Genomic DNA, 17958 nt, shown 5'->3' with positions numbered 1-17958 from the left:
GTCAATTAAACAAAAGCAACAACTAATGGTCCCAATAATGTTAGGAAAACATTAGCTAAAGCATAGGTAATAGCAAAAGAATTGGTAGGCGTTGAGTTACCAGCTTTATTAAGTACTTCACCAAAAGCAGGATTCGCACTACGAGAGCCAGCTAAAGCGCCAGCAAATACCGCTGAATTTTTATAACCTAGAACATACTTGCCAAAATAAATGCCAAGTAACATCGGCAATAAAGTCACTACAACACCAATTAAGAATAATGAAAGACCTTGATCTTTAATCGTATTAATGGCTTGTAAACCTGAACTTAGACCAACCACTGCAACAAAGCCAGCTAGGCCAAAATCTTTAAGTAGTTGCACCGCTCCGGTTGGAATATTTCCAACAGTTTGATGTAAGGAGCGATACCAACCAAACAATAATCCTGATAATAATGCACCACCACCTGCACCTAAAGTGATTGGAATATCACTGACTCTAATCACAATAAGACCAATTATAAGTCCAACAACAAGACCTAAACCATGGAATATCCAATCAGTTTTTTCACTTTTGGTAATCGGCGCACCAATTCTATCTACTACACGTCTTAAGTCACCATCAGTACCATAAATAGTAATGACATCACCTAACTTAAATACCATATCATTATTTAATGGCAATGGTTGTCCATCACGATGAACAGCAATTAAATAAATACCATGCTTTAACTTCATCACTTCGTCAGATGAAAGCACTTGCGTTAAATTTTGACCGACATATCGAGTATTACGCATTTCAACATCTTGAGTATTCATCACCACATCCATACCTTGTGCTGAATTCACTTCTTCACCCAATAAATCAGCTGCAGCAATCATGGCATCCCGATGACCAACAACTAAAATAATATCTTTGGCTTTTAATAAGGTTTCAGGTGCAGCTTCAATAATACGATTGCCACGTTTGATTCGTTCAATACTAATACCATTAATAACCTTTTCTAAACTTTCAACGGTTTGATTAACCTTATTAGTAATTCGGTATAAGCGACCAGTTACATCAGACAAAGCAAAATTCTGGCCATTACCTAATAAAAGCGAACCATGTAATTGTTCTGCTTCGGCCTGAATTGCATCATCATTAATTTCACGCCCCATAATTTTCGGCAAAATATTTACACAGACAATAATAGCGCCAAGTGAACCGAAGATATAAGTCACAGCATAACCAATGGTCACATTACCTTGTAATCTGCTTAACTCTTCTGGACTTAAACCTAGCTGAGTCAACGCGTCAGATGCTGTACCCATAATAGCTGATTGTGTTAATCCTCCTGCAGCTAAACCAGCAGCAAGGCCTTTATCTAAATTGAATAATTTGGCTAAAACTACTACCGTTACAAAACCAGCAACAGCAATAAATAACGCTAAAAAGATTTCACGCAGAGTTTTAACTCCTAATGAACGGAAAAATTGTGGTCCACTTTCGAACCCGACAGCATAAATAAATAGGGCGAAAAGCACAGCTTTAACGCCAGCATCGACAGTAACACCAAATACACTTAATGCCACTGCCACCAATAATGAACCAGCAACGCCACCTAATTGAAATTTACCGATTCGAATTCCACCAATCAAATACCCTAAACTTAAAGAAAGAAATAAAAGTATTTCGGGTGAATGCTTAAGTCCATCTAAAATCCAATTTGAAAGCCATTGAAACATAATAATTGTCCTCAAGTGCTAAGATTTATGAAATAGAAAAAGATAGAAAAGAAAAGATTGGAACTTGAATAATATTCATACTAATTTATGAATATGGATATATTTTAAACTTCAATACCAAGAATAGATAGTTAATTTTAACGATTAATATTATTGTCAGTAATGAAGTAAGGCGTGATAATTGATTACTGCCAAAATTGATCAAGTTGCAAAGGAATAACTTGTATATTGCCAACTATTGGATATAAAGAAGCCAAAGACAACCGATATTCATTGGCAAAGCTTTGACTATAAACGAACCAGCGTGTGTGGTTAATTTCAACGATCTCATCATTACAAAAAGGGAATGGTAACTCAAACGAAGATGGTGAAAGATAAAACCCCTGCCCTTGAGCTTTCATAATTGCTTCTTTTAATGTCCATAATTGAAAGAAATCAAAATGTGGATTATTAAGTGCAATTTGATACTCATTTTCAGTCATAACATTCTGATAATCAATAATGTTAATTGGCGTAATATATTCAATATCAATGCCAACTTCGCCATTAGTACTATATACACAAGCAACCCAATTATGAGCATGTGAAATATTGAAATGTCCTTGCATTGAATGAATAAATGGTTTTCGATAAGGACCGTAATCAATGACGGGTAAACAGGATTGTTCAAATTGTTCATGACGCTGCAAAGAATAAAGCAACAGCAGTTTGCCAACTAAATTGCGACATTTATCTCGATCAAATCTAAATTTCTCGATATCTAACTGTGCAGAGTGGCTAAGTATTTTTTTTTGATCTTTTAAAACAGACCACGACAGATTATTGATATTCGCTAAATAAATAAAGTTCATTATCTTTACCTAAAAAGCATCCCCTTAAAATAAGATTTTTTAAGGGGATAATTAACATTAAGGTTATAAAATCTGAGCTAAGATCTCTTGTTCATGAGATAAAATTGTGTAGTGACCACAATCTAACTTAACCAATTTTAATTGAGAATTATCTTCTAAATAAGTATCAATATTATTTAATACATATTTTTCAGCTATATCTCCACCTTGTTCAATCTGTGTAGCTTTAAACAACACTACTTGAGTCTGTTTCAATTGAGCAGATAATGGCTGTACAACGAGCTTGTTATCAATTTTTGCAAAATTCTCAATTTCACCGCGTACATGTGCAGGTATATTTAATCGATCCATAGCACGAGTAATGTTAACTGGATGCTTATATTGATCTAAATCCCGCTCTTTTAATAGCCAAGAATCCAATAGATACACTTCAATATTTTCGATTCCTTGCTGTTCAAGTAGTACTGCGATTTGTAACGCAATGTTGCCACCTAAAGACCAACCAAATAATTTTATTGGCAGATCTTTTGTTGCAACTTTACTGATATGATCCAGATAATATTGCGCTAATACATTGAGATCCTCGATAGGTTTGTCATGATATAAATTGTAAGAATCTACACCAAAACAGCTGTATTTTGAGGATAACTTATTCGCTAATGATTGATAAACATCACAACCGCTTAATCCTGGGTGGATCATGAAAATTTGTGGTTTTTCATGATTTGTTCTTAATTCCACAATAGGATTAAACTGCTGTTGAGTCGTTGAGATTTTTTTCGCTAACTCCCGAATTGTATTTACGCTTAAAATATCAACTAAACGCATTTTAACTTTAAACGCATCATTAATTCGGTTATTAAGCATCATAGCTAAGATACTATTACCACCTAATCGGAAGAAACTATCTTGCATACTAATTTCTTCAGCAGGAATTTTAAGGATATTAGCAACGACTTCACATAATGTTCTTTCAGCATCATTTTCTGGCGCGACATACTCAACCTTATCGGTAAGCTCTGGTTTTGGTAGCGCTCGACGATTTAACTTACCATTTGAGGTAATTGGTAATTCAGTTAAATATATAAATGCTGACGGAATCATATATCCTGGTAAAGTTTCACTTAAATGAGCTTGTAATAATTGGCTATCAATCTCCTCATTAGCAAGATAATAAGCAACCAAATATTTGCTGCCCGAAGCCTGTTCATAAGCGATAACGATACTATGTTTGATTCCATCATATTGCGTTAATCGAGCTTCAATTTCACCAAGTTCAATTCTGAATCCACGAATTTTAACTTGGAAGTCATTACGACCTAAATACTCAATATTACCATCAACTAAAGAACGAACAAGATCGCCAGTTTTATAAATTCGACCATTGTAATCTTGCGCTTTTTCTGCTTCTGTTTGGAACGGATTAGCAATAAAACGTTCATTCGATAATGGAATATTATTTAGATAACCTCTAGCAACATTATCACCACCTACATACAACTCACCTATTCCGCCAATAGGTACTGGTTGTAATAATTCATTAAGAACATAAGCTGAAGTATTAGCAACAGGTTTACCAATTAATACTTGTGAAATATTCGGATTATTACAATCATAATAAAGTACATCAATGGTTGCTTCTGTTGGTCCATAAAGATTGTGTATCTCACAGTTTGGCATCAACACTTGACATTTTTTCACTTCATAAAGGTTAAGTGCTTCACCACTACAGAACAGATATTTTAATCCCTGAACTTTTGGAACCAAATTAGGTTGTGCTTCTAATGTTTCCACAAATGCAACTAACATAGATGGTACAAAATGTAATACGGTGATTTGTTCAGCTTCAATCAACTCTGCAAGATAGACATTATCTTTATAAAGTTCTGAATGAGCAAAGACAATACAAGCACCATACCAATTCGCCCAAAATAACTCCCACACCGAGACATCAAAGGTATAATTCGTTTTTTGTAAAATATGATCCTTTTCAGTAATCGGATATTCGTTATTCATCCAAATAATACGGTTAACCGCGCCTTGATGTTCTAACATTACACCTTTTGGCATACCGGTCGTACCACTGGTATAAATCACATAAGCTAAGTTTTTAGGCTGAGCTAATGGTGTTGGGTTAGTTGTTGGATATTTACTTAAGCAATCTATAGTTTGTGAGGATTGCAAGTTCAATGCAACTTGATCCTTAGCAACTAACGAATTGATTTTTTCATAACTTAAGTTAGTAGTTAATACAACCTTAGCTTTTGTATCTTCGATCATATAACTGAGACGATCTTCTGGCATATTAGGATCCATTGGTACATAAGCTCCTCCTGCCTTCAAGATAGCTAAGATACTTACTAACATGTATTTACAACGTTCAAGACAGATTGCCACCAAATCATCAGGCTGAATATCAAAGTTTTCACGCAAATAATGTGCTAGCTGATTAGCTTGTTCATTAAGTTCTTGATAGGTCAAGCGATCATTTTCATAAACTAAAGCTAGATTATTTGGTGTTTTTAATACTTGTCTTTCAAACAATTGATGCATTGTCACATCTGTCGGATAATCGCAACGCGTCTTATTCCAATCAAAGATCACTTTTTGATAAGTTGAGTTATCAATTAAACGTAAATCTGACAGAACTTGTTGCTGTTGATACATCTTTGTAAATTGCTGCAAGATAGATTCATAAATAGTGATATAGTGTTCAATAGTCTGCGGCTTATAAAGTTTAGTCGCATAATTGAATAATCCTGTTATCGCAGGTTTAGAATCATCAAGCATCACGGTCATATCAAACTTAGCAGCTTGATAACTTGCATTGTCATTATTATAACGTTGCAATAAATTATCCTCTTTCCCATCTTCACCAAATGACTGTACGCCAAACATTACTTGGAAAATAGGATGTCGCGAAGTATCTTTTTCAATAGATAACGCATCCACTAAGCGCTCAAATGGTAGATCTTGATATTGTTGAGCTTGTGTAATTAATTCACTAGTCTGCAAAATGAACATTTTTAGACTGTCGCTTGGTTCAATACATTTTCTTAATGCTAATGTATTAACAAAGAAGCCAATGGTATTTTCTGTACCCTGATAATTTCTTCCTGCAATTGGTGAACCAATGACAATATCTTTTTGATTACTAAATGAACTAAGTAGTAAATAGAAACCACTGAGTAGTACAGAATAAACACTAACATTGAGTTCTTTTGCCAATGAACGTATTTGTTGGCTGACATCATTATCAAGCTCAAACATAACATTTTGACCTGTATAATCAATTTGTTGTGGACGAACGTAGTCTGTCGGCAAATTAAGCGGTTCAAAATCAGCTAGTTGATCTCGCCAGAACTGCAATTGCTGATTCAAAATATCACCTTGCAAATACTGCCGCTGCCATAAAGCAAAGTCTTTATATTGCACGTCGACAGGTGGTAAGTTAAGTGTTACCGTTTGATTACTATCACCTAAAGATAAAACCTCATAGTATTGATATAACTGTCTGAACTCATTAATGAACAGATCAATTGACCAACCATCAAATGCAATATGGTGGATCACAATACTCATATAATACTCTTGAGCTAATTGATAGCGACAAATCGAAATCGGTAACTCATGAGATAACATTATTACTTTGTATATATGATTATGAATCGCTTTATCTAATTCAGCTTGGCTATCACAATAATGATTTTCGATTACCAACGGTTGCTGTTGCAAACTTATCACTTGTTGGTAGGCAACACCATCTGCTGTATTTTTAATTAATGAACGCAATACTTCATGGCGCTGAACAATTTCGTGTAAAGCTTGCTCAACAAACGAGATATTAGTCTCTGGCAGAAGTTTAAATACTAGTGGTATATTGTATGCGTTGCTACCACCTTCATAACAATCGATGAACCATAAGCGTTCCTGCGCAAAGGATAATCTCTGTTCTTGTTCATTAGCCACCTTCTGTATGGTAATTGATTGACGTTTTTGATGATTACTGTCAATAAATTTCGCAATTTCCTGAATGGTACGATATGTAAAAATATCACCTACACGCACATCGCGTTCAAAAGTCTTGGCTATTCTACTTGACAACTTAATAGCTAAAATACTGTTACCACCTAATCTGAAGAAGTCATCGACTACACTAATTGAGTCAATATCCATATCTAATAATTCAGCTATATCAGCAACTAACTGTTGTTCAGTTACTGTACTAGGAGCAACATAACTTTCTTGCATAACAAAGTTAGGTTTTGGCAATGCTTTACGATCAATTTTACCATTCACATTAACAGGCATAACCGTTAGGTGTACAAAGGCTGCAGGAACCATATATTCAGGTAATGTTTTTTCTAAATAGCTGGTTAATTCAGTCTGATCTATTGCTGTATCAGATACATAATAAGCAGCAAGATATTTATTACCTTGGTTATTAGTCAGTGCCACAACAAGTACCTGCTTAATTTGAGGATGACTGATTAATCGCGTTTCAATCTCACCTAATTCAATTCTGAAACCACGAATTTTAACCTGAAAATCATTACGACCAATATATTCAATATGACCGTTTGGTAAATAACGAACCAGATCGCCCGTTTTATAGATTCGAGCATTATAATTTTGCGCTTTTTCCTCACTGGTTTGGAATGGATTTGCAATAAATGTCTGATTTGTTAATTCAGGGTTATTTAGATAACCACGACCAACACCAGCACCACCAATATATAATTCACCAATAACACCAGGAGGCACAGGACGTAAATATTCATCAAGAACATATAAAGTTACGTTTTTAATGGCTGTTCCCAAATCTGTATTTAAGTCATCTTTATTATAACGATGAGCCATAGCCCAAACAGTCGTTTCACTTGGCCCATAAACATTAATTAACTTGATACCCTGCTGGCAGTAAAGATTAACTAATTTAGCATTAACAGCTTCACCACCCACTGTCAATACAGGAACAGAAAGTAGTTCATCTTGATCAAGTAAAGCTGGTGGGATAAAGGCAAAATCAATATGTTGATCTTGGGTATATTTTGATAATGCTATAAAGTCTAAACGTTTATCCTCTGACAGAATGTGCAACTGATGACCATTAAGTAAGGCGTTATATATTTCGAAAGCATGCGCATCAAAAATATAATTTGAATACCACAGAACATTTTTTTGTTCTTGTTCATGATGACATGGTTGTAGATCTAAAATGTCTTGCTGAACTGTTGCTAAATTAGCTATTCCATGGTGTTCGATCATTACCCCTTTTGGTAGTCCAGTGGTACCACTCGTATAAATCACATAGGCCAAATGATGGGCTTGTGTTGATGTAACCAGATTGTGCTTATCATACTGTGAAAATTTGTTATTCATTGATGGATCATCAACAGCAATAACTTCTGGTTGCAGTTCCGTTTTTAATTGAATTAATTCTTTAGCATAATGAGCGTGAGTTAACACTCCTTTCGCTTTAGTATCATTAAGAATTAACTCTACTCGTTCTGCTGGCGTACTTGGACTAATCGGCACATAAGCAGCGCCTGCTTTCAGCACAGCTAAAATACTTACTATCATATATTGCGATTTATCTAAATATAACGCAATTAAATCATCAGGTTGAATTGATAATTGAGATCGTAAATAATTTGCCAGTTGATTCGCTTGTTCATTCAAACTTTGATAGGTTAATGTTATCCCTTCATAAACAACTGCAATAGAGTCAGGTGTTTTCTGAACTTGCTCTTCAAACAATCGGCTCGCCAGTTTATGATTTTCAAATGGAACGATATTTTTTTGTTGGTTAACGATTAATTGGTCATACTCTTGCTCAGTTAATAAGTTAAGCTTAGATGCCTCTATAGCTGGATTTTTAGCTAAATGTGTTAAGGTTAATTCTATTCCTTTCAATACACGTTTTATAGCTGTGTCATTAAAGAGTTCTCCAGCATATTTGATTTTAATCGATAACTTACCTGCACTCTCGAAGACCACAATTCCGAGAGGATAATCAAGTTTTTCATGACCACCTTGAAACACAATTTTTAATTCATCTTGTTCGCTTTCTGATAATGGATAATTTTCAAATACGAATAATGAGTTAAATAAACGTGTACCAGATTTTTGTAATTCAATCAGATTGATATTACTGTTATTATTAACATTATTAATATGTGATTGTAACATTTTGATAGTTTCAATGACGCTACCATCAGTATGCTCTAAAATTACAGGTAATGTATTAATATAAAGTCCGATAGAGTTTTCTATACCGTCAATCGGTAAATTACGACCTGATAATGTCATACCAACAACGGTAGTGTTGCTATTACCAAAAATGCTTAATTGTTGATGCCAGCAATATTGAACCAAAGCATTTAATGTAAACTCATTGTTTTTACATAAAGATTTTAATTCTTCACATTGTTGGGAACCAATCTCTATCGAAATTTCTTGTGGATCTTCAACATATTTATGGTCAGATAAATTAATATGCCCTAAATCCGCTTTAAGTAAGCTCTCTAGATTTTCAGGTTCAAGTTCAACATTAAGGTATTGTTTCCAGAATGATGCCGTCTCATTGGTTTTACTTTGTAAGTAAGATTGTGCAGCTAAATAGCTACTATCTTCTTGGATAATAACCTCTTTTTGATGTAATAAAGATAGATAATTTTGATGTACATCATTAAGTAAGATAGGTAAACTCCAACCGTCTAAAATAGCATGATGATTATTAAATAAACATCGATAATACTCATCAGAACATTTAACTAAAGTCACTCTAAATAGTTGGCCTTTCATTAAATCATAACCGATTTGTTCATCTTGTTTAATCAATTGATTGATACTGACTTGTTGTTGCTCTTGAGTTTGATTGCTAAGATCAACAAATTGCCAAGCAAAATCAGATTGTTTATCAATAATCTGTACCAGCTCTTCCACCCATGAGAATCGTAATCGTAATGATGGGAATTTTTGCTGTGTAAGATGCCATGCTTGTTTAAGCAAATTGATATCCAGTGAATTGTGATAATCCCAAATCATCTGAATTCGATAAGCATTATCCGAATCTCCCTGCGAAACAGCATGATAGATAAACCCTTGCTGTAAACTATTTGCAGGATAAATTGCCTCTATTTCTTTATCGCTTTGTAATGAATTAAGCAGTGTTGGAGAGATCACGTTATTAATATCAGATTGTGTCAAATAGCTTCGTTCAATCAGTACTAGTTGATCAATGAGCTCATTAAGCTGCTGAGTAAATGCCGTAACTAAAGCTTCACCATGTACATTATTGACGTATCCTGTAATAGCAAATTGTAATTGATCATCCAAAATACCGCCATTAACGGATAAAAAGTCAGTCATGCGATTATTTGGAGACATTTCTAAACCACTATCTTCATCGCTAAATCGCCATTTATTAGCTTTTTCAGTACTATCAAATTGGCCTAAATAGTTAAAACTAATCGCTGGTAAAGCTTGTTTAATATACCCCACCAAATAACCGTAACCTACACCATGGTTAGGTATTTGTCTTAAGGTATCTTTAATCATGGCAACATTATTAATAACATTCTGGTTATTTACCATTAGTTTAACTGGATACATACTGGTAAACCAACCAACCGTGTTATTAATATCAATTTCACTGTAGAGATCTTCTCGTCCATGACCTTCTAATAAAATATAGTGATCATTACCACTGAATACCAATTTTAACGCTTGCGCGAGCGCTGTTAATAAAATATCGTTAATTTCTGTGCCATATACCTTATTAACTTGGCTAAGTAAACGAGATGTTTGCGTCTTAGATAGCTGCATTTTAGCTTGATATAGCGTATCAACACGATGTTGATCAAGGTGATTATGATACTGATTAATATCAGCCAATATAGTTTGCCAATAAGCAGATTCTTGCTCATTGGCAATTAGCGTTGAATACTGCTGTTGTTTATTGACCCATTGACGATAACTACTACCTTTTTCACCAAGAATATCTTTAACATTGATATTGGCATCAACGGATGATTGTTGGCTTAAATATTGATAAATAGCTTCTAGGTCATCTTTAATGATACGCCAACTTACTACATCAATATTTAAATGATGTGCAGCGACATGAATACGAGCAGAATTATCATCAAAACCAGTTAAATAACCAAAATGACATAACGCCCCTTGATTAAAGGTAAAATGGCTTTGCCAATCAGTCAATAATTGTTGAATCTTATCTTGTGACCAACCAGATATATTTTGAGTAGAAAATGGCAACAGATCAGGCAATGATTGATATGTTGCGGCTGAATCATGATAATTAACCCGTAACATATCATGATATTCAAGCAATTTTTGGACACTTAGTTTGAGTAAATCAACGTTTAGCATTGGAACTTTAAGCAAAAAGGCTTGATTCCAATGGTGATAGTCTTGGAATCGGCCAACTTCAACTTCTTTAAAGAACCACTGTTGAATAGGTGAAAGTTCAAGAGTTCCAGTTAAAATTCCTTGTTCGGTTTCCACATTGGCTTTTGATTCATGGCGATTATTAATCACATGGTTACTTAAAGCTTCTACCGTTCTTAAATTAAAAATATCTTTAATGGATAGATAATAATTAAGAGCCTGTTTAATTCGGTTGGTAAGCTGGATACTGCTAATACTGTCCGCACCGAGTTTAAAGAAGTCATCATGAATACTGATTTCATTGGCTTGTAAACCAAGTATATTGGCAAAGGTTTGACAAAAAATAGCTTCAGTTTCATTTGTTGGACCAACGTAGTTTTGCTCATCAAGAAGCTGTGGTGTTGGTAACGCTTTACGATCCAATTTACCATTCATATTCATTGGCATAGCATCAAGATAAACAAACGCAGCTGGGATCATATATTCAGGAAGAGACTTCTGTAAATAATCAATTAGTTGATCTTGAGTCAATGGTTGTTTAGCCACATAATAAGCTGCAATATATTTAGCTCCAGCACTATTTTTCAAAGCTAGTACAGCAGCTTGTTGAATATCAGGATGACTAATTAAACAAGCTTCAATTTCTGCAAGTTCAATTCTGAATCCACGAATTTTAACTTGGAAATCATTACGACCAATATAATCAACATTACCGTCAGCTAAATAACGAACTAAATCACCTGTTTTATAGATTCGCGCATTATAATTTTGCGCCTTTTCAACAACAGTCTGGAATGGGTTTTGAATAAATACTTTATCTGTCAGTTCTGGTTTATGTAAATAACCACGACCAACACCTTCCCCTCCAATATAAAGTTCACCAATTGCCCCTTCAGGTACAGGACGAAGTTGTTCATCTAAAATATACAATGAAGTATTTGTCAACGCTTTACCGATTGGAACACTGTAAATAAATGGTTCTTGAGCTAAATTAGTTAAATAAGTAACAGCAAATACAGTGGTTTCGGTTGGACCATAACCATTAACCACTTTGACATGCGGATAAAGTTGATGGCATTTATTAATATGATGTGCCGATAAAGCTTCACCACCGACAAGTATGTAATTTAATAATTTTAAATTAGCAACTTCATTATCGATTAACGCATTGAAAAAGGTGGTTGTACAGAAGAAATTAGTAATTTTTTTATCAGCAATTAACTCATTAAACTGTTCTAAATCTAAAAATGTCTCTTTCTCAATAATAACTAACGGTACACCATTAAGTATAGGTGTGTAAAAATCATAAACAGAACCGTCAAATTGATAACCTGAGATACTTAGTAAACGATCATCAGAATTGATTTTGACATAATTAGCATTAACAATATAGTTATTAAGATTTCTATGCTCTATGAGTGTTCCTTTTGGATTTCCCGTTGTTCCACTCGTATAGATAACATAAGCTAAATCATGCGGTTTCACTTTAATCAAAAGATTATCTTTCGCATAATGTTGTAGATTGTCAACAAAATCAGCTTGATCAACAGCTACTATGGATAAATTAGGGGCTAAACCAGTTAATTTATTACAATGATTTTCGGTTGTAAGAACTGTTTTAACTTGCGCATCTTGCATTATGAATTCGTTACGTGTATCTGGCGCATTAGGATCCAATGGAACATAGGCGCCACCAGCCTTCAAAATAGCTAAGAAGCAGATCAAGATATATTGTGAACGATCGAGATAAAGACCAATCAAATCGTTAGGTTTTATATCAAAATGCTCTTTAAGGTAACGCGCTAGCTGATTGGATTGCTCATTAATTTGTTGATAAGTCAGTTCATTGTTTTGGAAAATGACTGCAATATTATCAGGTATTTGCTGAGCTTTTTCTTCAAACAATTCTGCAATAGACTTGTCCCTTGCATAAGGTTGAAACGGTTTATTTTTATCAAAGACCAATCTATCGAAAGTAGCCGCATCAACTAACCGCATTTCAGTTAACGGTTGTTCTAACTGACACAGTTGAGCAAACTGTTCTAAAATAGTTTGATAAATAGTGATGTAGTGCTCAATTGTTTCTTGGCGATAGAGTTTGCAAGCATAATTAAATAGACCAGTAATAGCTGATTTAGAGTCATCAAGCATTACCGTCATATCAAACTTAGCAGATTGATAATTAACAATTTCACTTTGATATAAACTTAATAGCTCTTCAATTTTACCATTATGTATCGCTGACCCAAATGATTGTACACCAAACATTACTTGGAATATTGGATGCCGTGAAGAATCTTTTTCAATAGCTAATGCATCAACTAATCGTTCAAATGGCAAATCTTGATATTGTTGAGCTTGGGTGACTAACTCACTGGTTTGTAAAATGAATGATTTTAAACTGTCTTTCGGATCAATACATTTACGTAGTGCGATAGTATTAACAAAAAAGCCTATAGTATTTTCAATACCTGAATAATTTCTACCCGCAATTGGAGAACCAACAACTACATCTTTCTGATTGCTAAAAGTACCTAATAATAGATAGAAACCACTCAACAATACCGAATAGACACTCACATTAAGTTCATTAGCTAATGAACGGATTTGTTGACTTATTTGTTCATTAAGTTCAAAAGGAATATCATGACCAGTGTAATCAATCTCACGTGGACGAGGGTAATCAGTAGGCAGATTAAGTTGTTCAAAATCTTCTAACTGTCTTTTCCAGAAATTTAATTGATTATTTAAAAAATCACCTTTTAAAAGATCACGTTGCCATAAAGCGAAATCTTTATATTGAACTTCGACTGCCGGTAAGCGTAATGTTTCAGCGTATTGGTTATCTCCTTGAGATAAAGCCGTAACATAATGATAAAGATTAACTAACTCGTCTAAAAAGACATCTGTTGACCAACCATCAAATGCAATATGATGAATGACAATGCTTAAATAACTTTCACCAGCAAATTGATAGCAGCAAACATAAATCGGTAATTCTTCGGATAAATTAAATATTCTATGCAGATCCTCATAAATTGTCGCTTCAAGTTCTGCTTTGTTTGAACAGTTTTGTTTATTAATCTTCCATGGGAATTTTTGTAAATCAATAACTTGCTGATAGCCAATACCTTGTGCATTCGTTTTAATTAAAGAACGTAAAACTTCGTGTCGTTCGATAATTGCGTATATTGCTTTTTCAAGTAGATTAATATCTGTCGTGCTTGTTAGTTTAAATGCCAATGGAACATTGTAAGCATTACTACCACCTTCATAAGAATCGATAAACCATAGACGTTCTTGCGCAAAAGATAATAATTGTTGCTCAATATGTTCAACAGGTATGACATTAATTATCTGTCTTTTTTCTTGGTTCTTATCAATGAATTGAGCTATTTTTTGTGTGGTACGTAAAGTAAAAATATCAGCCACTCGAATAGAACGATCAAATTCTCGAGTCAACTTACTTGATAATTTGATAGCTAAAATACTATTACCACCTAAACGGAAGAAGTCATCTGTGATACTGATAGCACTCTCTTCAAATCCTAATAAACTGGCGATTGCCTCTACAATTGAATGCTCAGTGATTGAGCTAGGTGCAAGATAGCTAGTTTGGGTCATTAAGGTTGGTTTTGGTAATGCTCTTTGATCAGTTTTACCATTAATCGTCATAGGCATAGCGAGTAAATGAACAAATGCTGAAGGAACCATATATTCAGGTAACACATTGTTTAAATACGCTACTAATTCTTCTGTATCAAGTTCATTATCAGCGACATAATATGCTGCTAAATATTTATAACCACCTTGATTATTTAGTGCTAATACTGTGGCTTGTTTGATCTGTGGATGCATCATTAAATGCGTTTCGATCTCACCAAGCTCTATACGGAAACCACGTATTTTTACTTGGAAGTCATTACGACCGATATATTCAATATTACCATCAGGCAACAAACGGACTAAATCACCTGTTTTATAAATACGATCATTATAGTTTTGTTTTCGTTCATCTTCAGTTTGAAATGGATTTTTAATGAATACTTTATTAGTCATCTCAACATTGTTCAGATAACCACGACCGACTCCTGCACCGCCAATATAAAGCTCACCAATACAGCCAACAGGTAATGGGCGACGTTGTGGATTTAAAACATATAAAGAGGTATTTGGTAAGGCTACACCAATAGGAACATTGTTAACGAATGATGTTTGACATTGATTAGTTAGATAAGTTGTAGCAAGACAAGTCGTTTCTGTTGGGCCATAAGCATTCAATAAGTTAACATTTGGGTATAACTTAAGGCATTTATTTACGTGAACCGCTGATAAAGCTTCTCCTGCTGCTAGAATATAGCGTAATTTTGCTATATTAGGTAACTGAGCATCAACTAACGTGTTGAAAAATGTTGATATAGCTAGGATATTGGTAATATCATATTGCTCAATTAACTGATTAAATTTATCTAAATCTAAGAGATTTTCTTTAGCGGTAATAACTACTCCAGCACCATTGAGTAAAGCCATGAATATTTCATAAATTGATGCATCAAAATGATATCCTGCAATACATAATATGCGATCTGACTCATCAACTTCGACGTAATTAGCATCAACGACTAAACGATTAACACAGTGTTGCTCAATTAATGTTCCTTTCGGATTTCCCGTTGTTCCGCTAGTATAAATAACATAAGCTAAATCATTAGGTTTAGTTTCGATAACAGTATTATCTGTTGAATAATTTTGTAAGGTTGCAATAAAAGATGGATCATCAACCGGAACACTTGCAACAGTTGGCATTAACTCATTCAGTTTATCAACATAATGAGATTGTGTAATAACTGCACGAATATTGGCATCCTCTAAAATATATTTATTACGTTCAGGAGGTGCAGTTGGATCGATCGGAACATAGGCGGCTCCAGATTTCAGTACTGCTATAATAGCAACAATAATTTGTTCAGTACGATCTAAATAAAGGCCCACTAAATCATTTGGTTTGATAGAAAAGTGATCTTGAAGGTAGTGAGCAAATTGATTGGCTTTGTTGTTTAATTCAGAGTAGGACATCTCAATTTGTTCAAATAACACAGCGGTATTGTTTGGTGTTTTTTGACATTGCTCTTCAAATAATTGAGCAATTATTTTATCTCTTTTATAAGGTTGTTGAGTTTGATTTATATCATGAATTAAAACTTTTAATTCATCTTCATCCAGTACCTCAATATCATTTACTAAAATATCGGCTTGATCATTACTTAAATAGTTAAGTAATTTTATAAACAATCTCTGATAGAACATCACAAGTTGTTCAACCAGTTGTTTATCAAATTGCTGTTCACTAAATTTAACGCGATAGTTAATTTGGTTGTTATGTTCTTCTTGCTCAAACACCAATTTATTAGATAAATCTATTTGAAATTCATGATTAACAGCTTCATCAATCATCCCATTCAGATTCATTTTATGATCTCGAACAAAGGTTTGCACAAACGCCACATCTAGAATATTAGCATTCTCAGCAAATTGCATAATATCGTAAACTGGTAAGTATCTAGCGCCAGTTTGTTTAACCTTTTTATAATGAAGCAAAATATTTTGTATAACAGATTCTAAAGTTGAATTTTCTTCAAAATGGTAAACAACTGGTAATGTATTAATATGAGCGCCGTAGATTAATTCTTTACCTTCATTAAAAGCAATTGGATAAACAAGAGGAATTGCGCTTTGAGACGTCATTTTGTTTAATAACAACGCCGCTACTAATTGACCGAATAAGTAAGGTGTTATCTTATATTTACGTCGTATTGCTTTAACTTGATTATAAATGTTTTCATCATAGCTAAAAGTAAATTCACTAATATGAGGTTTAAATTGATTTAATTGCTTTGGTTTTTCGGTTGCTAACTTTAAGAAAGTAAAGTCGATATTTTTTACATCTTGTAACTCTTCTTTCCAAAAATCTTCCATCTGCTGTTTTTGCGTTGTTAGAATTTCATAATAAGAATCATTAAGTTTTTCATGCAGTTGAGCTTGTGCTTCATATGACGGTAGCTCATAAGGTATATCGTTATAATATTGACTTAGTTTATCCCAAAACTCTTGTGTACTTACTCCATCAACTAAAATATGATGAAATACTAAAATAATTCGATATTGTTGATGGTCAACTCGAATAATATGAAGTCTTGCAGGAATATCCTTTTCTAAATCAAAGGGTTCTGAAACTATTTTACTGATATCTTCGTTAGTTAAGCAGTGATCATGATAAACTAATAATGTTTTTAATTTATCTTCTGTGATTGATTCTCTTTTTTGCCAGAAAATACCATCTCCCTGATTTACAATGAAACTCCTGAAAACAAAATGCTCATTAACAACATTCTTAAAACTTTCAAAAAGTTTTTTTCGATTGAGTTCTCCAGAGATTATATTATCACATACAATGTTGTAATCACTTCTTGATGGGTTTGCTAACCATTCATAATAAAAAATTGATTGATAGGGAGTAAGTCTTATTTTCTTCATCTTTCTTGCCTATAAAAATAGTATTTGTTTTATAAAATTACAATCATTTCGTACTACTCCTTTTTTGGGCTACTACACAAGTTTTCGATTCCTTTATGAAAACCTAATAACTAACGTTGATAAATTAGAAATATTTTTTAATTTATATACTATATATATTATCTGTTTGTGTAAACGGTTTCAATTAAACCGTGTTAATATCATGATTTTAATTATGTTTTTTACATCAATTTTATAAAAGTCAATTTTTTAGCGAGTTATTAAAATGGATTTTCTTTGGCAAAAAGAAATATTTCACAAAAAAACAAATATTTAATAGAATATTAAAAATATTAACAAAACTTTACATTTTTATGCTAAAGTTTTTATTAGATGGAAAACAGTGAGTTTGCTGTATTTTTAATCAACTAATGAAAGTGATAACGGCTTTATTCATCAGTTAGAAAACGCCAAAA

At 33.5% G+C, this 17958-nt stretch carries 3 protein-coding genes; all 3 read right to left on the bottom strand.

Annotated features, from left to right (window positions below):
- Positions 1-5: 5 nt before the first annotated feature.
- The 3 genes from aspT to H3S74_RS05870 all read right to left on the bottom strand — a co-directional run bounded on the left by aspT (position 6) and on the right by H3S74_RS05870 (position 17503).
- Entirely contained in the window at positions 6-1706 is a 1701-nt protein-coding gene (gene aspT / locus H3S74_RS05880; protein ID WP_110447329.1) for an aspartate-alanine antiporter, read from the bottom strand.
- Between the two features lie 185 nt (positions 1707-1891).
- Positions 1892-2557, bottom strand: coding sequence for a 4'-phosphopantetheinyl transferase superfamily protein (locus H3S74_RS05875; RefSeq protein ID WP_198247463.1), 666 nt, complete (start codon positions 2555-2557; stop codon positions 1892-1894).
- A 63-nt stretch (positions 2558-2620) separates the two neighbouring features.
- Positions 2621-17503: a non-ribosomal peptide synthetase gene (locus tag H3S74_RS05870; RefSeq protein WP_198247462.1), complete on the bottom strand. Its 14883-nt coding sequence runs from the start codon at positions 17501-17503 to the stop codon at positions 2621-2623.
- Positions 17504-17958: the final 455 nt, after the last annotated feature.

Source organism: Gilliamella sp. W8126, from assembly GCF_016102185.1.
Taxonomy (GTDB): Bacteria; Pseudomonadota; Gammaproteobacteria; order Enterobacterales; family Orbaceae; genus Gilliamella; species Gilliamella apis_A.
This window is presented reverse-complemented; position numbering and strand designations above follow the sequence as displayed.

Excerpts from the sequence above, each read along its gene's own strand:
- aspT (WP_110447329.1), bottom strand. The coding sequence starts at position 1,706 with ATGTTTCAATGGCTTTCAAATTGGATTTTAGATGGACTTAAGCATTCA.
- H3S74_RS05875 (WP_198247463.1), bottom strand. The coding sequence starts at position 2,557 with ATGAACTTTATTTATTTAGCGAATATCAATAATCTGTCGTGGTCTGTT.
- H3S74_RS05870 (WP_198247462.1), bottom strand. The coding sequence starts at position 17,503 with ATGAAGAAAATAAGACTTACTCCCTATCAATCAATTTTTTATTATGAA.